The sequence below is a fragment of the Heyndrickxia ginsengihumi genome (assembly GCF_011008565.1).
Taxonomy (GTDB): domain Bacteria; phylum Bacillota; class Bacilli; order Bacillales; family Bacillaceae_C; genus Weizmannia; species Weizmannia ginsengihumi.
Genome location: NZ_JAAIWK010000001.1, coordinates 221,947 through 247,776 on the forward strand (window position 1 = coordinate 221,947; position 25,830 = coordinate 247,776).

Below are 25,830 nucleotides of genomic sequence, written 5' to 3' on the forward strand. Positions count from 1 at the left end.
TGTGCTGATAATCTAATGATTGGTGCAAGCAAAACCATTATACCGTATTCTTTAACCATAAACATTCCAATATCTTTAATATATGAACATCGCTGTACTATCCCCGCTTAGTGCAGCGATTTTTTTGTAATTTAATAGAAAGATATATTCCAATCAGCCGGGCATCGCATCCCAAACACTTTAAGCTTTAATAGTGAGGGAGAATTCTCTATCCTTTCAAAAAAATTCCCCCTTTTAACATACCATTCATAAATATTGTTAATTCACATCCTAGGATAAAAACGAAATGTCTCGGCAGCTTTCGCACACTTTACCGTGGTACTTCAATGTTTCTTACAGGTTTCTACTTCCAAACATCATAATTTATGCCTTTTTTATTCATAAGAAATCCTCCAATATAGAAAAAATAAATGTTCCTTTTTAAGGATACCTCATTTAGACAATACACCAATTTTATAAACCGACAATGAACTGACCATGAACTTTACATTGTATAATGATGTACGTTTCATTAGCAAACTATCATAAAAGGGCTAAAAAATTCAGAAACCGCAATCCTTTCATACGCAACAACCGATATAGCTACTGTCGATAAACTACCCTCACTGTAAATGTTCCAGGAATTGAAAAATGGCCGAAGCAGCTACTTCGGCCTTACCAAGGAAATTGCAAACGCAAATCAATATGCCCATGATTTGTATATAAATAACTATTTTACGATTTCCCAAACGCCTAAATTCATTTTTTTGAAAGAGCAACCATTTCTATTGCAACAACTAAAATACTTAAATAATGTGCTGCATTATCAATGCTTTCAATTATAAGGAAAGCCTTTACAATAGGTTCCACGAGTCCATATACCTTACCTCTGGAGTTTATCGTCTATTCACGCACTTTTTCCTTCTTTCTCTCTATTTTCCCCGATTTTTTCAATTTCCTCTAAAGTACGGCCGCGTGTTTCAGGAACGCGTGTCCGGATAAATAAAACACCTAGTAAACAAATAACACCGAAGATTGCAAAAACAGCTTCTTGAGACATCGAAGCAGTCATAATTGGGAATAGCAATCCAACCAAGAATGAACCAATCCAGTTAAATGATGAAGCCAATCCTGAAGCCCCTCCACGAATTGCTAGTGGGAAAATTTCCCCGACTATAACCCAAGTTAACGGAGCCCAAGTGAATGAATAAAGTGCTACATAGATACTTAAGAAGGCAACGATCATCATTGGACTCGCATGGGGAATTAATAAATTCAATATTGCCGGCAAAATAAAAGATAGCCCCATAATTGTTCCGCCAACTGTAAGTAATGTACGGCGATTAAATTTATCAGCAATCATTAGAAATACCAATGAACCTACTACGAGAATAACCCCTTGAATAATTGGCCACATTAACGCCGAGCTAGCTGCATGTCCTGTTGCTTTTTGCACAATCAAAGGAATATAATAGAAAATTGCGTTAGCACCTTGGAATTGTTGAAAAGCTGCCACACCTACTCCGGCAATTACTAAATAACGATATTTATTACTGAATAATGTACCCCATGATACTTTTTGATTTGCTTTTCTTTCCTCTCTGGCAGTTTCCTGAATTTGTCTTATTTCAGCATCAATTTCTTCTTTTTTAGAACGAATAAAGCTTAATACCTTACGTGCTTGATCAAGTTTATTATTCTTAATTAAAAAACGTGGTGATTCAGGTAACCGTAACACTCCAAAAAATAAGATTAAAGCGGGTACAGCTGCTAAACTAAGCATCAACCGCCATGCCAATGTTTCTGATAAATCTTTCAATAAAAAGTCGACAATGTACGAAAGCAACATTCCAGAAACAATCATTGTTTGATTAATCCCTGACAAACGTCCGCGCAAACGTGCAGGTGCCATTTCCGACATATAGGCTGGAACCAACGCAGAAGCTGCACCAACGGCCAGTCCTAATAAAATCCGAACAACAATCAAATAATATTGCCCATTGTGAGGGGCTATTCCTGATAAAACTGATCCAACAACAAAAATTAAGGCGGATATTAAAATCATTTTACGCCGTCCTAAACGGTCCGAAAGTTGTCCGGCCAAGGCTCCCCCGAAAATAGCTCCAAACATTACCGAAGAAGTAATCCAACCAATAACACCTGCGCTATTTTGAAGGCCCCAATCATTTTCTAGAAAAGGCAAGGCCCCCGTCATAACACCAATATCATATCCAAAAAGAATACCGCCAAAAGCCCCAAAAAAATAAATGAAACCACTTGAGATTTTCTTTTCATTAACCATTAAAGTTCACTCCCTAAGGCTTAAAAAATTATTTTGTTTAAAATCCCACTACTAAAAATATTGATGGCTTTTTCAACAATAAAAACGGTTTCAAACCGAGGTGAAATTCTGCTAGATATCGCCTTTCACACCGGCTGCAATCCCAGTATCATAGCCTAACAAGGTACCCAGCGATACTTTACACTGTCTATTTTCACTATGAGCCATATAGTTTGCGCTTTCATTTTTACCTATAAAATACGGCTCTACTTTAAAGAGTACAGACATCGTAATTTTCACGATATCCCTACTATTTCTAAATGCTGTTTTCATAGATACAGTTATCTAATTTCCCTCCAAAGAAGATAAACTTCTTTAGAGGGCATTAGCATTACTTAATAATGACGTATTCCAAGTCAACAAGTTTTGCATAGCTGACAATTTGATCTGTTGTTAAATTCAATGAAACAACTGTATGGTGGCCGCCGCCATTTTCAATCCATGTTTTAACCCCATCTTGGAAATTTGGCTTAATGTTCCAAAGTACACGTGCCACTGGAAGATTCGGAGCTGGAACAGTTGGCTCAAATGCAGAAACTTCATTAATCAAAAGTTTGTAATGGGTGCCAAAATCAGCCATTGAAACAACTACGCCATCTCCTGCTTTTCCGTCGAAAACTAAACGCGCTGGATCTTCACGATCGCCAATACCTAATGGAGATACGACAATTTTTGGCTTGTTACTTGCTAAAGTTGGATCTACTTCAAGCATATGTGATTGAAGGACTGATTCCCGACCAACAGCTAATTCATATGTGTAGTCTTCCATAAAACCAGTTGATTGGTTATGGCTCATCACTTTTAGCAAGCGATCGAGTGCCGCAGTCTTCCAATCCCCTTCACCAGCAAATCCATATCCCTGTGCCATTAAACGTTGAACGGCAAGTCCAGGAAGCTGTTTCATACCATATAAATCCTCGAAATTAGTTGTGAAGGCATTATAGCCACCATCATCAAGAAAACGTTTAATAGCAATTTCATAGCTTGCTTGTACTTTTACGCTAGCATCCCAATCTTCCTTACTATAATTGCCATAATCAAACTCATAAAGGTCTGCATATTCCGAAAATAGTGCATCGATTTCTTCATCCTTCACAGCATTCACGTATTGAACAAGATCTCCAATACCAAAATAATCAACTGTCCACCCAAATTGAATTTGTGCCTCAACCTTGTCTCCTTCAGTAACTCCAACATTTCTCATGTTGTCACCAAAACGAGCAACTTTGATGTTGAAGCTTTCGTTATAAGCAACCGCTACATCCATCCATTCCGCAATTTGCTGTTGTACCTCAGCACGTTGCCAGTATCCTACTACAACTTTATTTTGCTTCTTCAAACGGGCATTGATAAAACCGTATTCACGATCACCATGAGCCGATTGATTCAAGTTCATGAAGTCCATATCAATCGTTTCCCACGGAATACTCTCATTGAATTGTGTTGCTAAATGGAGCAACGGTTTTTGTAATAGTTTCGTTCCGCGAATCCACATTTTTGCAGGTGAGAAAGTATGCATCCAAGTAATGACACCGGCAACTTCATCACGATAGTTGACTTCTTTCATAATACTTGTGATTTTATCTGCACTCACGGCTAAATCTTGCAATACAAGCGGGTAAGGTAAAATACCGCTTTCATTTAATGCATCAGTCATCGTTTGTGCATGTGCTTTAACTTCTGCTAACGCTTCTTCCCCATAAAGATGTTGTGAGCCTACGACAAACCAAAATTCTTTTTTTCCTGTTGTTGTCATGATAATCCTCTTTTCTTAGTTTAATAGTTTGTATTATTTTTGCCCGTAGTAGGCATGTTTCCCATGTTTTCGTAAATAGTGCTTATCTAAAATACGTTGTGGTAATTCTTCTGCAAAGTGATTTAATTCTCGGGTAAATAAATTCATTTTCGACACTTCTTCTAGCACCACACTATTCATGACCGCTGCTTTTACATCTTTTCCCCAAGTAAATGGTGCATGACCATGAAGTAAGACACCAGGCACTGCTAACGCATCTAACCCACGCTCTTCAAATGTTTCGACGATAACATTACCCGTTTCTACTTCGTAGCCGCGGTCAATCTCTTCTTGTGTCAAGTAGCGGGCACATGGTACGGAACCATAAAATGTATCTGCATGTGTAGTCCCCATAGCTGGAACATCAAGCCCCGCCTGAGCCCAAATTGTTGCCCACGTTGAATGAGTATGCACAATACCGCCAATTTTTGGAAAGCGCTTATAAAGCACTGCATGGGTTGGTGTATCTGATGATGGATTCAACTCTCCTTCAACAATATTACCGTCTAAATCAACAACTACCATATCACTAGCTTTCATAGTTTCATAATCAACACCACTAGGCTTAATTACAAATAAACCGCTTTCACGATCGATAGCACTTGCATTTCCCCATGTATATTTCACGAGTCCATGTTTAGGTAAGTCCAAATTCGCTTGAAACACTTCTTCTTTCAGTTGTTCTAACACTTCAATTCCCCCAGTTTCTATACTCATAATATTAAATGATCTACAGCCGCCTGCTCGATTACTAGTCCCTTTTTGTATCGTTCAATAAAGGCTTCAAATCCTTTAATATCATATCCATCTGGATATATTTCCTGACCTTCGACTTCTTTAAAGACTTTTCTATCAAGGAAATCTTCTAAACTATCTTTTTTCTCATTATTCATCATATAAGAAGCAAGAATAGCAATTCCCCAAGCGCCGCCTTCTCCAGCTGTTGACATAACTGAAACTGGTGCATTCATTGCTGCTGCAACAATCTTTTGTCCAACAACAGGAGTTTTAAATAAACCGCCGTGAGCTAGTATACTGTCGATTGAAATATTTTCCTCCTTTGTTAAAATATCCATTCCTATTTTCAAAGCACCAAAAGCAGTAAAGAGATGCGTCCGCATGAAGTTTGCTAGATTGAATTTACTCTCAGGAGAGCGAACAAATAACGGTCTGCCTTGTTCTAATCCGGTAATATTTTCTCCGGAGAAATAACCGTAGCTAAGTAATCCGCCACAATCTGGGTCAGCCTCCAATGCTTTATTCAACATCACTTCGAATATTTTATCCGTTTCAACCTTTTGACCAATTGCCTCAGAAAATTCCCGGAACAATCCTAGCCAAGCATTAATATCACTTGAACAGTTATTCGCATGAACCATTGCAACAGGACTGCCGTTCGGTGTTGTCACTAAATCAATTTCTGGATATACTTTTGATAGTTCTTTCTCTAATACAATCATGGCAAAAACTGAAGTTCCTACTGAAACGTTTCCAGTCCGTTTCCTCACACTATTCGTAGCAACCATTCCTGTTCCAGCATCACCTTCTGGAGGACAAAGCGGAATGCCTGGTTGTAAATTTTGCGATTTATCCAAAATTTTTGCCCCGACTTTTGTTAATTCACCTGCTTGTTCTCCTGATATATAAACTTTAGGAAGTATATCTTTTAGCTTCCAACGATAGCCTTTAGACGCAATGATTTCATCAAATTGGTTAATCATCGATTCATTGTAATCTTTCGTTGATTCATCAATTGGGAACATGCCCGAAGCATCCCCAATACCAATTGCTTTATTACCGGTCAATAACCAGTGGATATATCCAGCTAGTGTCGTGATAAAATCAATACGCGGTAAATGTTTTTCATCGTTTAACATTGCTTGATAAAGGTGGGCAATGCTCCACCGTTCAGGGATATTAAATTGAAATTTATCAGTTAATTCTTTTGCTGCAACACCGGTTGTTGCATTACGCCAAGTCCGAAATGGAACAAGAAGCTCACCAGTATGATCAAAAGCCATATATCCGTGCATCATTGCAGAAATTCCAATAGAACCAATTGTTCGAATGGTAATTCCAAAATTCCGTTCAACTTCTTGCTTCATTTCACTATAAGCTGCTTGCAAACCAGTAATAATATCCACTAGACTGTACGTCCAAAAACCATCTTCCAGGCGGTTTTCCCACTCATAGCTCCCAGATGCAATTGTTTTAAAATTATTATCAATCAAAACTGCCTTGATACGTGTGGATCCGAATTCGATTCCCAGTGATGTTTCTCCCTTAGTAATTGCTTGTTTAATATTTACTCGATTCGTTTTCACGGTAATCCCCTCTCAGATAACGGTTTCAATGAAAAGGATGCGCTTTCTTTTTTCTCTTGCTTAAGTACAACTTAAGTATATTTTTTGTACGTACATTTGTCAACATACAATATTATATATCCATACAAATGTCACAAAGATCATGCTAATATTTACACCGCAATATTTCTATAGCTAGTGTTCAAGTGACATATTTTAACAGAAAACATTGGATATACTCATCATTTATCTTAAATAAAGAAAGTGATAATTCATATACAAAGAGCACAATGGTACATGTCCATACAAGTGTTCAATTCTAATGAATTGGGTTCCAAACAACTAATAGATGTGAGTGACATGAAAACAAAGGTGCTAGGTGATATTAATAGATTTTAATAATAGTAGAAATCCTTTTAAAACATATGAATACATCAAAAAACTATACAGCTAGAAAAGTGAACTCGAACTCCTTTCAATCCGAATATTTACAGGAACGTTTCGAATTGAAAATGAGGATAATCTTAACTATCGAAATAAGCATATGAGGACTTATAGGGAAAGGATTAAAGCAAAAAGGCACTCGTTGTTCTTGTCACAACGAGTGCTTTCTTATATATGATAGAATTCCTATACCTTCTTTTTTGAAAGAGAGCAGAGAACCGTTCCCCTGCTTCAAGAAGAAAATACTAGCCCCCTATAATAACCGTTTGCGCACATTCGCTTCGTTTTTTTCATATTTGATGTAGTTCAGCATAATAATTGCTCCTACAATAAAGAAGATAGCAGGCAACCAAGTGAAGCAAAATTTAATCGCGGCTAATGATGCTGCAGATTGTGTTACATTTGCTACGTATCCCGCCTTTTCCATAATGACAGATGGGATAAAACTGCCTAATCCGGATCCTAATTTAATACAGAATGAGCTGCCGATAGCCGTTAAGAATCCGCTTGCACGAATACCCGTTTTTAATTCTCCATAATCAACTGTATCCGATAACATCGCAAATGGTAATGTAACAGCAATACCTGTTCCGAGTGATGCTACAATCCAGCCAAAGATAACCATAGAAGCACTGTTTCCAGCGAAGGCAATTATAACTTGGCCAATGGCTGCAATTACAAAACCTATGATTTGCGTATGCGTTTTCAAAAATCTTTTAACAATGAATGGGAGAACTGTGATGGATACCATTTGAAAAATGACAAGACCATTTAAGACTGATGCTAAGTTTTTATTATGAAGATTATATTCGGAATAATAAATGACTGTTGAAGTTCTAGCCGTATTACCTAACCAATAGAAGATAAAGGCAAGAACTAGTGTAATCCAAGGCCAATTTCCCTTTACTGCTTTTAAACTTTGCTTAATAGGAATCGATTTTATACTTTTTGTATTGATTTCTTTCGTTCCAGCAAAGGCAAAAAGCAGTAATGCTAGGGCAACTACAGCATAAATGCCTACGGTTATTCTAAACCCTAATACATTTTTACCGTTGCCAAAAAAGCTAACAAGAGGCAATGTAAATGAAGCTGTAATTAAATAACCAATCATCCCGCCATTACTTCTCCATGAATTTAAACGAACACGTTCTGTAGAGTTATTAGTTAAATTTGGCAAAATGGCGGTAATAGGCGTGCCAATACCTGTATAAACGATACCGGCAAGAATGTAAGTAATTAAAGCATATACTACTTTTGCACTTGGAGATACATCTGGAGCAAGAAATGATAAAAATACCATTAGCCCAAAAGGAACGGACAACCATAACCAATATGGACGGCTTTTCCCCCATTTTGTTCGTGTATGGTCAATGACTAATCCCCAAACAGGTGCATCCAAAGCGTCAAAAATACGTGCAACTAACAAAATTAATCCTGCTGAAGCGATTGAAATTCCAAAAACATCCGTATAGAAATACATAATAAAACTAGTAAGTGTACAGTACAGCAAATTACCACCCGTATCCGTACTTGCATAAGCTAATACTCTTTTTATAGGCAATTTGGAGGTTTTCTGTTCATTAACATCCACTTTTTTCGCTGTATTTCCCTCAATCATTTATCTCACTCCTTAGTAAGTACTTCCTTATTTAATTTAAATTCTCCATCTGCTAATAATAGTTGTGGAATGCATTCCCCGTTGTTTGAAATAAAGTGTAAATTTCTATCATAGAAATGATATTCCGTCGGATAAGGTGCATAACTAGTAATTAACAATCCTTCATTAGTTTCTTCTATCGAGCCATTTACAACAGAAACAATTCCAGATTCCTCAAAAAGGAATGTCTTCTTACCAAATCCATCTAAATAGGCTACTAGTTCTTCTCCCATATCCCAATCCGCCGTTTCTTCTTCTTTCGTGAACAGCCGGGTAAAGATGCCCCCATCTCTATAAAAAGTCGACTGGCCAAATCTGTTCCGGGATAAGTCAGGTCGATTAATATGAGGACCGGCTATACTATAGGTAGAAGCTGCTTCCCCAGTCATTAGTTTCGTGTCAGTAGCCTTTGCATTTGTATCGTAGCAGTAAAGAATTCCGATTGTTGCTCGATATGCAGATTTTAAATATCTAGTATCATGCAATTCTTCATAAACTTTCAGACATGCTGCAGCGGTCACTCCACCCCATAAAGAATGAATCATATAAGATAATGCCTCCCACCAGCGATCAGGGCTTTGGGCGCGGAAATCATTTGAAAAGCCAATATTCGCAAGTACTAATTCCCCATATTTTTTGGCTCCTTCAATATGATGCGTACTTGCTAAAGCCCCTGCCGCAGGACCAAATCCAGCATTATCAAAGAAATGCTCAGTTACCGCAGCTTTATAAGTTATGCTATCATTCGCTACCTTCTGTGCGATCTTTGACCATAAAGAACTAATTTCATTATATTTATCTATTAATCTTCGTCTTTTAAGTTCAGCCATTAAGTCATCAATGTATAAGAAAAATACCCCTAACATCTCTGCTTCTTCTTTTCCTCTAAGCTTATGATGCAAATCGGGATTAACCCGTAAAGAGAACACATCGGCAGCCCAGGCTAAATAAGTGTCCGGATGATGGTACTGTAAAATGTTTTCCTCAAACTGTGAAAGAAGATAAAATACATGGGCAATGTATTCGAAATCCATGCAACGGTAAAAATCACCATATAAATAGCTTGGATTTGTGAAGTCACCATTTTTAAACCACTTTTGACGAATATAATTGACACAGCTTGCTTCAACCTTTTGAACTTCTTTAACATTCGTATGACCTAATAAATTATTTTTCAGCACTAAACTTAATTTCCCTAAAGATTCCCCCTGTTTGGAAATAGGAGAGTAGCTATATGGGACATCGCTGTTTTGCCCATTGAACAATACATCGCTAATATAATGGGAGCGATTTTCGATTGTTTTTCTAATTGGTTCCATTACATTTAGGATAACGCTATCATATTTCTCGTTATTTATTTCAATTATGATCCTATGTTCTCCAGGTGTTGTGAATATAAGGTCCGCATAATAGCTATTTTCTTTATGATTCATTTTTCTAAATATATTTTCCCTTTTTCCCTTGCCGGATGCATCCAAATAATCGATATACGCATCTGTCAAATACTGATTTTTCGATAGCTTAAAAGCGAGTTTATAATGTTGGTCAATGATGGCAAGTGGTTCGAAATCAAAAATTGGATGTCCGTAATTTTTTTGCCCAATATCATAAAAATCATTTTGATTTTCAAAAGACTGAAACGCATATTCCCATTCTTTTTCACTTAAACCTGAAAGAGTGAATCCCTTTTTTTCATATAACCAATCGGCATTAACAAAATCCTTTGGATATCCCCCCGCTAAAATTAACTGATGAAACAACATTCCATCCAGTGAAGGGGAAACGCTTTCAAAGAATCGGTTTGTATACGCACAATAAGTTCCTACTGATAAAGTGTGCCCTTTCGTTTGGTACATTCCTAAATGAGGTGCCTCATTGCTTCTACGAACGCACGCCAACTTAGAATAGTGTTTTGAAATCGAAGGAAATATAGCAGCAGAATGATTTGTTTGTAAATTGAGATCATTGTTACGGTACATTAAATAAGAAAAAGAAGACCAGATCGCAAAATCTGTAATATTCAATTCTTTTGCTGTACGATTTTTCATTGTGATATTCCATACGAGACGATCCTCTGATTGCGATAGATCATACTTCATGATGACTTCAATTTGTTCAAACACATAAGTAACTGTAGCTTGTACATCCTCTTCTGTTATCGTCGGGATCATATCTGTACTCGTTAAAATTTTTCCATCCATTTTTAGATAGAAATTCCCAAACAATTTCTCCTTTTCGTCATATCCGCTGTCTTCAAGATAGGATGAATCCATCACCCAATTCATTTTGTGTATATCTTCTTTTAAAACTAAATTTGTCAAATTTCCACACGGCGACACTTGCAATCTAAATTGTTTATTTTCCATAAAAAAGACTTCCTTTTTAACAATTTGATAAATGAAAACGGTTAATTTAATGTCCCTAATTAGGTATAATTAGAAGGAAAGAACGCTAACCTTAAGGTTTACTAAAGTGTAGCAGACAATAAAAAGAATAGGAATAAAGGAATCCAATCATTTTTTAAGATATTTCACACGATTTAACATTTAGATGAAGAATAAAGGGAAGACTTGAGCCTCCCTTTATAGCGAGGAATGCTCTCCTAAAACTTGAGCGCTTGATAAGTTAAAGATTTGTGTTTGGAGTGAAATTTTAGAATGAATGATAGGTGATTCGTATGGAAATTGTGTCAATTGCTGTCCCCCCTTTCCCAATTTTTATTGAAGGAAATATTGCAAAATTCAGGAAAGGTACGATGCATCCGAATAGAAGTGATTTGGAGTATTTCGATGTTATTTTTGTAAAAAAGGGAAAACTTTACTTAACAGAAGATGGTAGACATTTTACGGTAAATAAGAACGAGATGTTAGTATTACTTCCTATGAAGCACCATTTTGCGACACGGCCGACCGATGAAGAAACAGAATTTTATTGGCTGCATTTCTATACAAATAGTTACTATATAGAAGGAGATGAACCAAGAAAGTTAACATCAAACATTCCGATTCCATCTTTACACTTTCACAATCACACCTATACCCTGCAGTTACAAAAGAAGTGTAAATTAGTAGATTATAAGGAGATTTATAAAAAAATCGATCAGCTTTTACTAGCTACAACGAATGAAAATGAAGAATTGTCCTTTTGGGATATACAGACTAGTTTTTTCTCCCTCATTAATCTATTAGAGTATCAAGGGATGGCGAAGGACAACGGTTATATGATTTCCCAAAATGTGGCCCAATTTATTAGAGAAAATTATCATACACCTATAACAAACATGATGTTGGTAAAACAGTTTAATATTCATGAAAATACTATTGCTAAGTATATGAAGAGATTTTATAAAGTAACGGCACTTGAATATTTAAATACGTATCGTCTAGAGCAAGCACGAATTTTACTGTTAAAAACAGATGATTCTGTCCAATCTATCGCGGAGAAATGTGGCTTCAGTTTTGGATCCTATTTTTCAAGCGCCTTTAAAAAAGCTTACGGTATTTCTCCACTTCATTATCGCAAGAAACATATGAGGAGAACAAAGGGGGCTCATTAAGACAGTTTTCCGTTACGCATCTAAATGGAGGCTTTATTTCCGCGGCAATCTCAAGAAAGCTATGGCAAGTAGCCACAGCTTTCTTTACTTTCTCCAGATTTTCCACCATCCAAGGCCTTTTTCTAACTATGAAGCTGGAGACAAATGCAGCATAAATTGGCATACAAAGCTTGTGCAAACTAGAGCATTCACGTTAAATTAACAGTTAGTAATTAGAAATTTATCCCAATAAAAAAAGACAAGTTCCAACCTGTCTCGTATGCAAAACTATTCCTTTTTATATTTCCTCTTGAAACTGCGTTTAATAACATCAAAAAACCCTAATGATTGGACCATATGACTCGGATCAACATATTCACGAATCGCTCGCAAAACTTTTTTTGGATCTTTAGAAGAAAATGTATACGTCCCATTTCGTTTAGTTCGAATAGCATAACGTGGAATCCATTTCCCTTTGAACATGACTGAAGCGATCACGTAATCAACTTCTTCCCAAGGAATTTGGATATACTTACGTGCATCCCGATTATTGTAGAATTCAAATCCTTTGTCTCCGATCATGATTTTACCATAATCTGTAAGACCCATATGTGAAGTTGCATCAATAACTAAATCGACTTTTGTATTGATTGATTGAACCATTTAAACTACTCCATTTCTTTTAATAATAATATTATACGGCGTTTTATCACGCTAAGCAAAAAGTTCGAGCATGATCTTTAACATTATCCTAAACCGATTAAGTGTCTGAAATACTAGCTAATAATAGGCGCTAGATAAATAATTTAATCTTTGAAAAAACCTAGGCTATAAAGCCTAGGCAAGAGTCTTATTCATTACATTAAGTGTATTAAGTGGAAGACGATACCAACCACGAACAATCCAAGGATCATAATGATTGGAGAAACTTTCTTTTTAAGCAACCACATACAAAGAAGTGTTAACAACAATCCAGCTAAACCAGGGATTAAGCTATCCAAGTTGTTTTGTAAAGTAGTTACTTTCGTTGGTTCTAATGAAAGACCCGCAGCTTGTTGTTCCAACGCAGTTTTAATGCCTTGCGCTCCTGAAGGTAATTTATCCCAGTCAATATAAGCACCTTTGTCAAGTTTAACTGAAGATACAGTTGGCGTGAATTTTACAGATACCCACCGGTTAACTAATGAACCAAGGATGAACATCCCCAGTATTGAGGCACCTTTCGTAATATCTTGAAGTAATCCGCCAGATAAGTCATCAGTAATTTTAGAACCAGCTTTGTAACCAAATTCTTGCGTATACCACATGAATCCCATACGAATGATATTCCATAAAACGAAGTAAATAATTGGTCCGAGTATGTTACCAGTCATAGCAAGTGAAGCCGCTAATGCACCAAGGATTGGTTTAACCGTGAACCAGAAAACTGGATCCCCAATACCTGCTAAAGGCCCCATCATACCGACTTTAACCCCTTGAATTGCTACATCATCAACTGGTGCACCATTAGCACGTTCTTCTTCAAGTGCTAAAGTAACACCAATAATAGGTGAAGCTACATATGGGTGAGTGTTAAAGAACTCTAAATGCCGCTTTAGTGCAGCTGCACGATCTTCTTTTGTTTTGTACAATCTTTTGATTGCCGGAATCATTGAAAATGCCCAACCACCGTTTTGCATACGTTCATAGTTCCAAGAACCTTGAATAAAAGTTGAACGCCACCAAACAGAAATACGATCTTTTCTAGATAATTTCAATTCTTGTGCCATTTTCTGTCCGCCTCCTTCTTAGTAATTATCAATAATATCGCCTAGTGGATCACCGGTATTTCCGCCTCCACCGTTACCTGAACCGCCTTGTTTAGAAAGCGCTAAATAGATAAGTGCAAGAGCCACACCGATAGCACCTAGACCGATAAGTGTAATTTGTGAAACAGTCGCTAATACGAAACCAATTGCGAAGAATGGCCATACTTCTCTTGTAGCCATCATGTTTATAACCATTGCATAACCAACAGCTACAACCATTCCCCCACCGATTGCCAATCCATCTGTTAACCAACCTGGCATAGACTCAAGCAAACCTCTAACCGGACCTGCACCAATTGCTAAAATTAATGCAGCTGGGATTGCAATACGTAAACCTTGCATACAGATAGCAACGATGTGCCATAGTTCAACTTTTCTAATGTTTCCTTCTCTAGCTGCGGCATCCATAAAGTGTACGAATGCTGTTGCAATTGTACGGCAGATGATTGTTAATAATAAACCTGCAACTGCAAGCGGAACAGCAATCGCAATTGCCGAAGATACACCAGCTTTACCTGCCCCACTTAAAACTAAAATAATAGCGGATGCAACTGATGCTAAAGCAGCATCCGGTGCTACGGCAGCACCGATGTTTGCCCAACCTAAAGCGATCATTTGAAGCGTACCGCCTAAGATAAGACATGGTACTAAATTTCCTGTAACTAAGCCGATTAACGTACAAGCAATGATTGGTTGGTGGAAGTGGAATTCATCCAAAATTCCTTCCATACCAGCTAAAAATGCTACGATAAAGACTAATATCATTTGAATAATATTCAAGTCCATGATTATTAATCCTCCCTTTCTTCTTAATAATTAAGGTTATTTTTGTTTGTTTAACTCCTCTTGAGCCTTCTTGATAATTTCGTCCATGTCGCCTTTTGAATCGTTTGGAACTTTACGTACATCAAAGTTCAAACCAAGTTTCTTTAACTTTGCGAAAGTATCAATATCATTTTGGTCAAAAGCCAACACCTTATTTGGTTGAACTTTACCAGGTGAGTGGGCCATAGAACCAACGTTGATTGTCTTCAATGGAACGCCACCTTCAACCGCTCTAAGCGCATCTTGCGGATTTTCGAAAAGAAGCAACGCGCGCTGGCCGCCGAAGTGTTTATCATCTTTTGCAAGTTCGATCATTTTATTGACCGGAACAACGTGTGCCTTTACACCTGGAGGAGCAGCTTGTTGGATCAATTTCTTACGAAGCTCATCCTTAGCTACTGCATCAGATACAACAATAATACGTGTAGGCTGTGTAGTTTTTGTCCAAGCAGTCGCTACTTGCCCGTGAAGTAATCGTGAGTCAATACGTGCTAACACATATTCAAATTTACCAGGGACGCCTGCATTTGATGGCTGAGCAGCAACCGCAGCAGATGTTTTTGCTGGTTCTAATTCTTCAGGTCTTACTTTAACCCCTTCTTTAGCTGGGCCCAAAATTTGAGCAGCAATTTCATGGGCTGTATTCATTGAGAAACGTGATGCAAAAGCTTCAATCAGCATTGGTAAGTTCATACCAGCTACAATTGCCCATTTATCTTTGTGTTCTTCAAACAAGCTATTGGCCTGATTGAAAGGGGTTCCACCCCAAAGATCAACTAAGAATAAGACTTCGTCTTGGTTATCGAAAGAGGCAATTGCTTCTTTCATTTTTGCCTTTACATCATCAGGTCCTTCACTTGGCATCAATGTAACGGCTTTCACATTTTCTTGTTCTCCAAAGATCATCGTTCCAGATTGCAAGATACCTTTGGCAAATTCACCGTGACTAGCAATGATAATTCCTACCATCTCTTTACCTCCTATCATTATTGTTACAGCTTAAAATAATATAAATAAGTTCTAAAAAACCTGTAACCAAACTTAAAGCATCTTTTCTTTTTTGATCAGTTGTATTAGATCAGTCTTTCGATCTGTAGGCACTTGGCGGATTTCCAACTCGATTCCTAAATCGGCTAACTTCACAAAGGATTGAACGTCCTCATTGTTCATAGAAATAAAATTAGTGACCATCTTTTTTCCTTCACAAAAGCGCATGCCGCCGATGTTGACCGCTTTCAAATCAACACCCGCTTCAACCACTTCTAGTACATCTTTTGGTGAAGCAAACAATAGCATAATCTTCATTCCATCAAACAGTTGATTTCGATAGACTTCAAGCAGTTGTTGCTTAGTAATTACGTGTGATTTGATGCTTGGTGGTGTAGCTTGTTTTAATAAAAACTTTCGCAACTCATCATGGGCGACTTCATCACTGACTACTAAAATTCGTTCGATTCCTGTTGTTTTTGACCAAGCGGTAGCAACTTGACCATGAATCAATCGATCATCAATGCGAGTAAGTCGTATATCCATCCCCAACCGACCACCTCCTACTAAACAAGACTTAGATGCTAAAAGACTTGTGATACATTTGACACAGTAAGACTTTTTTTGTAGTCACTTATACTTATGCAAATATCGTGCCAAAACAAACTGTATTGAAAGCGCTGATTTTATTAGTTTTTCAACGATACACAAAAAAGATACACAAAAAAATACAGTATCATGTATCATTTTGTGTATCATTGAAAAATGATTTCTTTATAACTTTAGTAATTGATGAAATCTGTTCTTTCTAGGCCTTTTTACACGACTAATATACTTTCCAAAATTTAGCCGATACTTTAAAAAAGATTGTGTATCTAGCCTTCATAATAATGAGCACCCTGAATATCAAAATTCCCTATAAAAAACCTCATTTACTTATGATACGGTTCGACGCGATTAATTAAATGAGGCTTTCCAGGTTTGTATATATTACTCTATTGTTTTTTTACCGCCTCAATTTTTTAAATAACAAATATATAGGCATCAATAAAACAGCTACTCTACTAGTCTCTTTTAAGAATTTATAAACTTAAAATAACTACTTCTAAAGGCATGGTAGCCTCTATTTGTGAGTCACAAATAGAGGCTGCCAATCATCCAATTGAAACTTTATTCTAATGTCCCTTCGACATTTTTAAATTGGTTGTCAAACATTTGGTAATATCTACCTTGAAGCTTCATTAAGTCCTCATGACTGCCTTTTTCAATAATTTCCCCATCATCGATCACCATAATCGTATCGGCGTCACGAATCGTATTTAGACGGTGGGCAATAATGAAGCTCGTGCGGTTTTTCATAATCGAAAGCAAAGCATCCTGTATATGAAGTTCTGTCCGTGTATCAATGCTACTCGTGGCCTCATCCAATATAAGTAAGGCCGGTTTTGCCAAGAATACCCTAGCAATGGCTAATAGCTGCCGCTGCCCCTGGCTAAGGTTACCGCCGTTCTCCGACAGTACGGTATCATATCTATTTGGCATCCGATTGATAAAAACATCCGCATGTGCCATTCGCGCCGCTTCTTCGACCTCATCATCCGTTGCATCCGGATTTCCGTATTTTATATTCTCCTTGATGGTCCCTGAAAATAAATATGTGTCCTGTAGAACAAAACCGAAGCTTCTTCTTAGGCTGTCTCTAGTAAACTCGCGTATATCCACACCGTCAATTAAGATTCTTCCTTCCGTTACATCGTAAAATCGGGTCAGCAGATTTACAATTGTTGTTTTTCCGGCACCTGTAGGACCGACTAGCGCTGTACTCGTACCTGGCTTTGACTCAAATCGGATATTTTTTAATATCGGTACATCCGCTCGGTACCCAAAGCTGACATTTTCAAAGACAACATGGCCTTTTGGATTTTCAAGCGCCACAGCATTCTCCGTATCTTGCGGCTCTTCTTTTTCATCAATAATTTCAAAGACCCGTTCGGCCCCGGCAACCCCTGATTGAAGGACGTTAAAAATATTCGCTAAATTATTGAGCGGCTGCACAAACTGCCTTGAATACGTCAGGAAACTCGCGATAATACCAACTGTAATCATACTTTTTATGGCGAGAACCCCGCCGACAACCGCGACCATTGCAAAGCCGAAGTTGTTAATCACGTTCATAAGCGGCATCAGAAACCCGGTCCATATTTGCGCCTTAAGGCCGACCTGAAGCAATGATTTGTTCACTTCTTCAAACTCTTTGATTGCCTTTTCTTCATGGTTAAATGCCTTTACAACCTCAATGCCCGAAATCGTTTCTTCTATATGCCCATTTAACCGTCCAAGTTCCACCTGATTATTTTTAAACAAAACCGATGTTCTACGTGCAATCGTCCGGGTCAGCAAAAATACGAGCGGAACTGTAGCCAGACTTGCAATCGTTAAAACAGGGCTTAAAATGATCATCATGATGAACGTGCCAATAAGGACAATTACCCCTGACATTAATTGCGTCGTAGATTGGGAAATGGTATTGCTGACGTTATCGATATCATTTGACAGGCGGCTCATGAGTTCACCATGGGTTCTCGAGTCGAAAAAAGCAATAGGGAGTTTTTGCAGTTTTTGAAAAAGATGACTGCGCAGGTTTTTCACGATGCGCTGCGAGACTCCGGCCATCAGCCAGCCCTGTAAAAAGGTTAAGACGGCATCCGCAATATAAGCCCCCGCAAGAACGAGAATCATGATTTCGAGGAGATTAAAGTTAACCTTACTGCCTAATGACATGACATCGATGGCCCTGCCAATGAAAAAGGGAATGCACAGCGTAATAATGGAGTCAATCAAAATAAATATAAGGATCATTGCCAATAGGTTTCTTTCTCTGCCAAAATAGGCCCAAAGCCTTTTTAATGTTTCTTTGAAATTTTTTGGCTTTTCGGCAGGCCCTCGGAATCGCGCCGCTCCGCCCCCAGCTGGACGTCCCATCCGTAAAAATTGCGACGCTTGTACTTGGTTTTCTTTATTCCCGCTCGTTTGTACAGTTTGGTCTGCCATATTACAACACTTCCTTACCCATTTGCGATTGGTAAATTTCTTGATAGACCTGGCAGTTCTTTAGAAGGTCACTATGCGTACCCAAACCGACAACTTCCCCCTGATCCATCACAATAATTTTATCTGTATCTATCACTGAGGTAATGCGCTGAGCAATAAGGAGACAAGTAAGCCCCTTAGCATATTTCTTCAACCCTTCTTTTATCCTTATTTCAGTCGCAACATCAACGGCACTTGTACTATCATCAAGAATAAGGATTTCTGGGTTCCTAACCAAAGCCCTTGCAATAGACAAGCGCTGCTTCTGCCCTCCGGAAAAGTTGACGCCGCCCTGGCCAATTCTTGTTTGATAGCCCTCCGGTGTGGATTGAATGAAATCATCGGCCTCAGCCAGCTTAGCCGCGAGTTTGACATCGTCCATTTCTGCCTGATCATTTCCCCATCTGATATTTTCAAACACACTTCCAGTAAAGAGAATATTTTTCTGCGGAACAATCGCAATTTTTTCACGTAGATCATGGGGATTTAAATGTTGGACATCCAATCCGTTGATTTTAATTCTACCGCCAGTGACATCGTAAAAACGAGGAATGAGGTTCACGAGCGTGCTTTTCCCTGCTCCTGTTGACCCGATAATGCCAACTGTTTCACCAGGGTAAATACTAAAATTGACGTTTTTCAAAACCGCATCTTGTTCTCTTCCAGTATAAGAGAACGTGACATTTTCAAAATCAATCCGTCCCTTTTCATCGTTTTTTTCAGGATTCTTGTTATTCCACGTGACTTTATCTTGGGTGACAAACACTTCCCCGATACGGGAGGTTGAAGCCCTTGCCCGAACAAACATATTAAACACCATTGAGATCATCATGAGAGAGGCCGAAATTTGTGTCATATAGTTAATAAAGGCAATAATATGGCCAACATGCATCGTTCCATTGTTTACACTTAAGCCACCTAACCATAAGATGACGATTATTCCAAAGTTGACCGTAAGCAGGATCGCTGAGCTGAAGATGGACATAATCCGGATGGACGAAGTAGATCGCTGCTGCAGGTGCTCATTGGCTGAATTAAACTTTCCTACTTCAAATTGGAACCTATTGAAAGCCTTTACTACACGGACACCAGACAAGTATTCCCTCATCATGCCGTTCACGCGGTCAAGTGCTTGCTGGACTCTCATAAACAATGGAAATCCTAGCCTCATGTTCACAAGTATCAAGATTAAAACAATCGGCACGACCACAGCCAAGATAACAGAAAGCTGGGGATCCAGCCGGACTGCCATAATCAAAGCACCGAGTGCCAAAAGCGGTGCTTTTATAAACATTCTCATTAAACCATTGATAAAATTCTGCACCTGCGTGACGTCATTAGTAAGCCTTGTAATGAGAGAAGCTCTGTCGAATTTATCAATACTTTTGAAAGAGAGCATCTGGATTTTCTGAAATAGATCCGAACGCAGCTCTGCACCAAAGTTTTGTGAAACAATGCTTGCTAGAGTGCTCCTTAGTGAGGCTGCAATCGCCCCGCATCCTGTAATCAGCAGCATCAACCAACCTAACTTCAATACGTACTGCAGGTTATTTGAGGCCACTCCAATATCAATGATTTTGGACATAATTGTGGGTTGCATTAAATCACAGAGTGCTTCACACATTAAAAAGAAAACAGCCGTAAAAAAAAGCTTCCAATACTTTTTTGCATACTTTCTTAAAAAATGCATTTATAATTCCACCTTTAGAACTTCAGTAGATTGCCTCATTTTTCATTATTATTTTCATTTTTGTTGAAGAATGACGCTCTTCCTAATCCATTTACTTATTTTGATCTGACACATCCCTTAAATTTTCAGCCAATTGTTGAAGATATCCAATGAACGTATCTTGCTCATCCTCCGAAAACTTATTTAATCCACTGGCTAACTGTTGCAGGTATGCTGCTCTTACCTCTTTGATAATTGTTTCTCCTTTTTCTGTAAGAGAAACAATTTTCACACGGGCATCATGGGCTGAGGTACCACGCTCTACATATCCCCATTTTTCAAGTCGATCAATCATCTGTGAGACAGTACTCATATTTACGTTAAAATGATCGGCAAGATTCCCCATCGTGCAGTGCTCTGATTTGCCTACATGACACAACAACGTCCATTGCAGTCGAGTAATCTTCTTATCTCCATTTATTAACCGGCCTTCTCGAAGGTGCCGGTTAATAAACCGCCAATGCGTGAGAAACTGTTCAATCTTGCTATCGTCAATCATAGAACCCCTCCAATAAAATTACTTTATTTAGTTTACTAAACTATTTTAGGAACGTAAAGATAAAAGAAGTTAAAGGACAATAAAATTAAAACCTCATAATACGGTCCGTATCATCTTTTAGGCGAAAAATCCAGGGCATTATAAACAAGGTGTCCTGAATGCTTAAATAAAATGATTCCATGAGTTATTTAGTCGCAAGCTTCAGCCATCTTTGTATGCTAATATGCTTCTTTGTTTAAACAGAGGACTTGATTCCTATCTCTGCTTAAAACTATGCAAAATCCCCCATAAAAGCCTTATGTCCACACACTTTCCCATCGGATTTCTCTCGACAGCTGCACGAGCCTGCCTGTGCAACGCTCCTCACCAAGAAGGTCATTCTCCCGCTCCCCGTTGTGCGATTAATGCCAAAAATCCGCCGTTACTTGTGATACGGTTCTCCGTAACGAATCTAAATGAGGTTATAAAACCATGAATATATTTTATTTTTCATTTAAAGTTCTACTTTACCACAGTCAAAACTAATACCTGTTTCATTTTATTTGCCATTTTTCAACGCTGAGTCTTTTACTTTTGAGTAAATAATTTTGGTGTCTAAAAAAGTTTTAAAAATTCTTTTGCTGCTTTTGATAAGTAACTATTCTTCCTCCAAATTACTTTGGGTTCAGATATTAAGGTCTGATGCTTTAGCTGAATTACTCTCAAACCTCCCAATGAATGGAGAGATAATAACGAGAGCGGTAAGATCGTTGCACCAAACCCAGATGAAACGAGACCAAGTAACATAATTAAATCCTGACATTCACACAGTATATTTGGTTCTAAATCTAACCGTTGAAATTCATTGACAATTTGTCCATACGCACCTAAACCATAGTTTGGTCGCAGAAGAATCAATGGTAAATCGATTATTTCCTCTAACCTGCATTGTTCTGATCCATTCCATGTCCATTTTTCAGGCAAAACAAGCACATATGGGTCACTTTCCAATGTCATTTGAGAGATGCTTTTTTCTGTTATTGGACTATTTGTTATCGCAATCTCAATCTGACGTTTAGATAACATTTTTATGAGATGAATCGTTTCACCTTCCCATACTTTGAAAGTCAGACCAGGATTTTTCTCACGAATATCTACCACCTTGGAAAGAATTAGAGATGCACAATAAAGATTGGATCCCACAGATAAAATCCCACTGGCGTCTTTCCTCAATTCTTGAACTTCAGCCATTGTTTCATCAAGCTTATTTAAAAGTTCTTTTGCTCGAAGAAGTAATCTTTCCCCCTCCAAAGTTAAATTAAGACTTTTGTTATCTCGATCAAATAAAATGACGCCTAGCTCTTCTTCCATTTGTTTGAGCTGTCTGCTCAAAGGGGGTTGAGCAATATTTAATTTCTTTGCAGCGGTCGTGATCTTACCCTCTTCTGCTATAGTGACAAAATATTTTAACTGTCGAATATCCAAAATGAACCTCCATCATACCTAAATTATATAGTGAAAAGATAAAACAGATATTTTAAGTATTGATAAATTCAGTATACACTAAGATGTAGTTTAATTCATAAGTTGAAGGAGTGTAACTTTGTTGTTCAAAAAAAATATCATACAATTTCCAAAGCTTTTATCGGTTGGAAATATATCGAATGGATTTGTGGCCTGGCTTTTTGGTTCAGCAGGACCATTATTAATTGTTTTACAAGCTGCTGCAAAAGGTCATTTGTCTGGTAGCATAACTAGCTCATGGATTTTCGCCATTTATGGAATGGGGGGACTCCTAACGCTCATCGTCTCCTTATATTATGGGCAACCCATAGGCTATGCCTTTTCAATACCTGGAGCCATTCTTGTCGGCTCAAGCTTAACCCATTATTCTTTCAACCAAGTGGTTGGTGCTTATATTATAACCGGGATCCTTATTTTTCTTTTAGGATTATCTGGCCTTGTTACAAAATTGATGAAGGTTTTGCCTATGCCCGTTATGATGGGGATGGTGTCAGGCGTCTTACTTCCTTTCGGAACTGAAATGATCGGATCGGTTGTGAAAAATCCTTTACTCAACGGAATCCCGTTACTTGTTTTTCTTGTTCTTTCTTTTTTCTTACGATTTTCGAAAAAGTTTCCTCCTATATTGGGGGCGATCATTGCAGCAATTCTTTGTCTTAAATTTTTGCCGAATGTTTCTGTACAGTCTCTCCATATAACAATGGGCATTCCCCATTTTATCATCCCATCATTTAGTTTTTCCGTTGTAGGGGAACTTGTCATTCCATTACTCTTAACGGTTATTGCTATTCAAAATGCCCAGGGGATTGCTATGTTAGAGACCCATGGCTATCGTCCACCGATCAGTGCCATGACCAATTGGAGCGGAATTGGTACCATTATAAATGCTTTTTTTGGGGGCCACCCAGCCTGTGTTGCAGGTCCCATGACAGGCTTACTTATTAATAAAGAATCTGGCAAACTTGAACATAGGTATGTCGCTGCTATTGTGTTAGGAGTATTATCTTGTCTATTAGCTCTATTCTCTCCAATAGCTTCGCAAATTCCACATGTCATTCCTGCCTCATTAATTCAATTACTAGGTGGCGTCGCCATGATTAGTGTACTGGTTGACTCTTTGAAAATGAGTTTCTCCGGTCCATTCAAATCAGGTGCACTTTTTTCCTTTATAATCACAATCTCTGGGATCTCTATTCTCCATATCGGAGCGGCATTCTGGGGTCTGGTTGGGGGTACCTTGGCCACCGTGTTCTTGGATAAACAAGATTTTTATAGATCCGAATCAAGTGACCAAAACAATGAAACTAACTTAAGTGAAACTTTTTGCAAGGACAAAATTTCCTAACGCCGTTTCTTTAGACCTCGGATATATCTCATGACAAAATAAATGATACCTAGACATACTGCAGTCCAGGTATCATTTATTTCTTTGTATAGAATAAAAACCTCATTTACTTATGGTACGGTTCACCGTAACAAATCTAAATGAGGTTTTTCTAAAATTTATTCTCCCCATTAATATATGCTTCTAACAAACCAAATCCACTGAAACGTGATTGACTATTCAAATCTTCAACTAAGTGCTTTAAAGCTTCTATAAACTTTTCTTTGTCTCCTCCGCACACTTCTAGAACATCCCAACTTTCATTTGAATAGCCATCTATTAAAAATTGAATTAAGTGGTTTCTATCATCCTTAAATCCAAATCTACCACTAAAGTAACCCCTACTATCTAAATAACGGCTCTTGATACAACGTAAAAATTCAAAAGTATCGTAATAAATTGTATATTCCTGGTCATCAAACATTAATTGTCCTTCTATAAATATCTCTTTCATGTACGGATAAATTAAAACCTCTTCCATGGGTAAAAAGAATCCACGTTCTGATTTAATGTAATCTAATAAACCGTGAAGACCTCTACTTGGAGAAGTAAAACTTAAAAAATCTAGTCTATTTTTAATTCTATCTCTAACTCTAGGTAACTTAAATGTTCTATCTAATAGATTATAATTCCCACTCTTGACCAAGGAAATTCCTATGCTATACAAGGCTATTTGCAAGGGGATTTGTTGTAAATTCAATAATAATACAATGCCATCATGCTTGTTTATTGCGGTTAATCTCTCAAGTGTTTCAATAAGTAATTGTTCTTGCTCGGTTGTCTTTACATAATAAGAAAGTATTGAAAGCAAGATGGAAAGCTGTTTTGATTTCTCTTTAATTTCTTCTACTTTTTGTTCCAAGTATTCTTTAGAAATCTCTTCTCTAGTATTAATTTTATTAATATACTCTACTAGTTTTACTGTTTCATCGGTAATCATTTCTCTTATTTCGATTTCATTTTTATTCGCTATATAACCTTTTAACCGTTTTAATTTCACTTGGAGATTATCAAGATTTACTTTTTTAACCTTAGAAATACTAATTACATTTTCACTTAATTCTCTGAAAAAGTGGTCTGCACCTGCACTATCAATAATAACGGAAGCATCTCTAAATTTTATTATTTCCTGTGCTTTCTCACCAACCTCATTGGAAAATGAATGCCAATACCAAGAATATCTACGTCCTTTTACACTTTTAATTGTATCTCTCAAAGCCGTATCCCATTCAGCAGACCAACCCGAAATTATTAAGCCATACTCATCGAATACCCTTTTTAGAAGCACTGTTAAGGGCTCAGAATAATTTTCTAATTCATCTGAAATATTTTTAAACCTTGTATCCCTATAATCTCCATGAATTTTTAAGACTGTACAATCTGCATGAGCTAAAGGCTTCATTCCTTCTATATCCAAGTCATGGTAAAGTGTTTGATATTGGACGTTTACTTCATCTAATGCTTGTTCGAGTAAGCGGTCAAAGTTTGTTGTAACTACCACTTTTATGTAACCTTGTTTAACTAATTCTGCTATTGCCCGATGTGCTTCTGTTGGTAGCTTTCTATTTTCTTCTAAGTCTTTTTCAGTTGGTTCAAAAAACTCTTTTAATAGTCCATTACGTTCTGAAGATGTTTTTGCTAACATACCAATTACCTCATCATAAAGAGGTGCTTTTCCAAATTTCTTTTCATACCATTTGATTCCATCAGGCTCTTCTGCTCCATGTAATAGCATTATTCTCCTGCATAACTCTTTAAGCACACCCCACCCTGTAGGAATCCCAGCCGAATAGGATATACCTGAGCCAAGTAATAAGGCATAAACACCTCTATTTGCCTCAACTGAAAAAGATAATGACATTAATCTCTCATCCATCATAACTTCCCCCAAATATTTCTACTTTTAGCTAACCATAACCAAATTATACCAATTATGACTTTAATCGTTTCT

At 37.6% G+C, this 25,830-nt stretch carries 18 protein-coding genes; 2 read left to right on the plus strand and 16 right to left on the minus strand.

All coding sequences use genetic code 11. The annotated features are described in order from the left end of the window. Positions 1-886: 886 nt before the first annotated feature. The 6 genes from G4D61_RS01005 to G4D61_RS01030 all read right to left on the minus strand — a co-directional run bounded on the left by G4D61_RS01005 (position 887) and on the right by G4D61_RS01030 (position 10,885). Positions 887-2,281, minus strand: a complete 1,395-nt coding sequence (locus tag G4D61_RS01005; protein ID WP_035355340.1) for a sugar porter family MFS transporter — start codon at positions 2,279-2,281, stop codon at positions 887-889. 370 nt (positions 2,282-2,651) lie between these two features. Next, positions 2,652-4,076: an L-arabinose isomerase gene (gene araA, locus G4D61_RS01010; RefSeq protein WP_035355344.1), complete on the minus strand. Its 1,425-nt coding sequence runs from the start codon at positions 4,074-4,076 to the stop codon at positions 2,652-2,654. Between the two features lie 33 nt (positions 4,077-4,109). Beyond that, complete coding sequence (locus G4D61_RS01015; RefSeq protein ID WP_025727368.1) at positions 4,110-4,805, minus strand: L-ribulose-5-phosphate 4-epimerase; 696 nt, start codon at positions 4,803-4,805, stop codon at positions 4,110-4,112. A gap of 23 nt (positions 4,806-4,828) precedes the next feature. Next, the gene (locus G4D61_RS01020) at positions 4,829-6,439 is read right to left on the minus strand and encodes a xylulokinase (protein WP_025727367.1); all 1,611 of its coding nucleotides are present in this window, start codon (positions 6,437-6,439) and stop codon (positions 4,829-4,831) included. 676 nt (positions 6,440-7,115) lie between these two features. Continuing rightward, a complete protein-coding gene (locus G4D61_RS01025) occupies positions 7,116-8,480 on the minus strand; it encodes a glycoside-pentoside-hexuronide (GPH):cation symporter (RefSeq protein WP_163173008.1) in 1,365 nt (454 codons plus the stop codon). Positions 8,481-8,485: 5 nt separating this feature from the next. Beyond that, entirely contained in the window at positions 8,486-10,885 is a 2,400-nt protein-coding gene (locus G4D61_RS01030; protein ID WP_035355346.1) for a hypothetical protein, read from the minus strand. A 311-nt stretch (positions 10,886-11,196) separates the two neighbouring features. On the opposite strand from G4D61_RS01030, the gene G4D61_RS01035 reads away from it, so the two are divergent. Further along, the gene (locus G4D61_RS01035) at positions 11,197-12,075 is read left to right on the plus strand and encodes an AraC family transcriptional regulator (protein WP_163173010.1); all 879 of its coding nucleotides are present in this window, start codon (positions 11,197-11,199) and stop codon (positions 12,073-12,075) included. A 267-nt stretch (positions 12,076-12,342) separates the two neighbouring features. On the opposite strand, the gene G4D61_RS01040 is transcribed toward G4D61_RS01035, so the two are convergent. The 9 genes from G4D61_RS01040 to G4D61_RS01080 form a co-directional block, all read right to left on the minus strand. Further along, positions 12,343-12,717: a DUF956 family protein gene (locus G4D61_RS01040; RefSeq protein ID WP_025727363.1), complete on the minus strand. Its 375-nt coding sequence runs from the start codon at positions 12,715-12,717 to the stop codon at positions 12,343-12,345. A gap of 194 nt (positions 12,718-12,911) precedes the next feature. Next, complete coding sequence (locus tag G4D61_RS01045; protein WP_025727362.1) at positions 12,912-13,823, minus strand: PTS system mannose/fructose/sorbose family transporter subunit IID; 912 nt, start codon at positions 13,821-13,823, stop codon at positions 12,912-12,914. Positions 13,824-13,841: 18 nt separating this feature from the next. Beyond that, complete coding sequence (locus G4D61_RS01050; RefSeq protein WP_025727361.1) at positions 13,842-14,648, minus strand: PTS mannose/fructose/sorbose transporter subunit IIC; 807 nt, start codon at positions 14,646-14,648, stop codon at positions 13,842-13,844. 36 nt (positions 14,649-14,684) lie between these two features. Further along, on the minus strand, positions 14,685-15,656 hold the full coding sequence (locus G4D61_RS01055) for a mannose/fructose/sorbose PTS transporter subunit IIA (RefSeq protein ID WP_035355349.1): 972 nt from the start codon (positions 15,654-15,656) through the stop codon (positions 14,685-14,687). A gap of 72 nt (positions 15,657-15,728) precedes the next feature. Further along, positions 15,729-16,220, minus strand: coding sequence for a PTS sugar transporter subunit IIB (locus G4D61_RS01060; protein WP_235425158.1), 492 nt, complete (start codon positions 16,218-16,220; stop codon positions 15,729-15,731). Between the two features lie 624 nt (positions 16,221-16,844). Further along, entirely contained in the window at positions 16,845-18,656 is a 1,812-nt protein-coding gene (locus G4D61_RS01065; protein WP_235425159.1) for an ABC transporter ATP-binding protein, read from the minus strand. Positions 18,657-18,726: 70 nt separating this feature from the next. Beyond that, a complete protein-coding gene (locus G4D61_RS01070; protein WP_163173012.1) occupies positions 18,727-20,454 on the minus strand; it encodes an ABC transporter ATP-binding protein in 1,728 nt (575 codons plus the stop codon). Between the two features lie 91 nt (positions 20,455-20,545). Beyond that, a complete protein-coding gene (locus tag G4D61_RS01075) occupies positions 20,546-20,992 on the minus strand; it encodes a MarR family winged helix-turn-helix transcriptional regulator (protein WP_205603173.1) in 447 nt (148 codons plus the stop codon). Positions 20,993-21,586: 594 nt separating this feature from the next. After that, the gene (locus G4D61_RS01080; RefSeq protein WP_035355360.1) at positions 21,587-22,456 is read right to left on the minus strand and encodes a LysR family transcriptional regulator; all 870 of its coding nucleotides are present in this window, start codon (positions 22,454-22,456) and stop codon (positions 21,587-21,589) included. A 121-nt stretch (positions 22,457-22,577) separates the two neighbouring features. Here G4D61_RS01080 and G4D61_RS01085 point away from each other — a divergent pair, with 121 nt between their 5' ends. Further along, complete coding sequence (locus G4D61_RS01085; RefSeq protein WP_052137923.1) at positions 22,578-23,840, plus strand: benzoate/H(+) symporter BenE family transporter; 1,263 nt, start codon at positions 22,578-22,580, stop codon at positions 23,838-23,840. A 151-nt stretch (positions 23,841-23,991) separates the two neighbouring features. Here G4D61_RS01085 and G4D61_RS01090 read toward each other — a convergent pair whose 3' ends face one another. Next, entirely contained in the window at positions 23,992-25,755 is a 1,764-nt protein-coding gene (locus G4D61_RS01090) for an SIR2 family protein (RefSeq protein WP_163173014.1), read from the minus strand. Positions 25,756-25,830: the final 75 nt, after the last annotated feature.

Bases quoted from the DNA above. Each gene is read 5' to 3' on its own strand.
- G4D61_RS01045 (WP_025727362.1), bottom strand. From the start codon at position 13,823: ATGGCACAAGAATTGAAATTATCTAGAAAAGATCGTATTTCTGTTTGG.
- G4D61_RS01070 (WP_163173012.1), bottom strand. From the start codon at position 20,454: ATGCATTTTTTAAGAAAGTATGCAAAAAAGTATTGGAAGCTTTTTTTT.
- araA (WP_035355344.1), bottom strand. From the start codon at position 4,076: ATGACAACAACAGGAAAAAAAGAATTTTGGTTTGTCGTAGGCTCACAA.
- G4D61_RS01035 (WP_163173010.1), top strand. From the start codon at position 11,197: ATGGAAATTGTGTCAATTGCTGTCCCCCCTTTCCCAATTTTTATTGAA.
- G4D61_RS01025 (WP_163173008.1), bottom strand. From the start codon at position 8,480: ATGATTGAGGGAAATACAGCGAAAAAAGTGGATGTTAATGAACAGAAA.
- G4D61_RS01075 (WP_205603173.1), bottom strand. From the start codon at position 20,992: ATGATTGACGATAGCAAGATTGAACAGTTTCTCACGCATTGGCGGTTT.
- G4D61_RS01030 (WP_035355346.1), bottom strand. From the start codon at position 10,885: ATGGAAAATAAACAATTTAGATTGCAAGTGTCGCCGTGTGGAAATTTG.
- G4D61_RS01065 (WP_235425159.1), bottom strand. From the start codon at position 18,656: ATGGGACGTCCAGCTGGGGGCGGAGCGGCGCGATTCCGAGGGCCTGCC.
- G4D61_RS01055 (WP_035355349.1), bottom strand. From the start codon at position 15,656: ATGGTAGGAATTATCATTGCTAGTCACGGTGAATTTGCCAAAGGTATC.
- G4D61_RS01060 (WP_235425158.1), bottom strand. From the start codon at position 16,220: ATGGATATACGACTTACTCGCATTGATGATCGATTGATTCATGGTCAA.
- G4D61_RS01040 (WP_025727363.1), bottom strand. From the start codon at position 12,717: ATGGTTCAATCAATCAATACAAAAGTCGATTTAGTTATTGATGCAACT.
- G4D61_RS01090 (WP_163173014.1), bottom strand. From the start codon at position 25,755: ATGGATGAGAGATTAATGTCATTATCTTTTTCAGTTGAGGCAAATAGA.
- G4D61_RS01005 (WP_035355340.1), bottom strand. From the start codon at position 2,281: ATGGTTAATGAAAAGAAAATCTCAAGTGGTTTCATTTATTTTTTTGGG.
- G4D61_RS01050 (WP_025727361.1), bottom strand. From the start codon at position 14,648: ATGGACTTGAATATTATTCAAATGATATTAGTCTTTATCGTAGCATTT.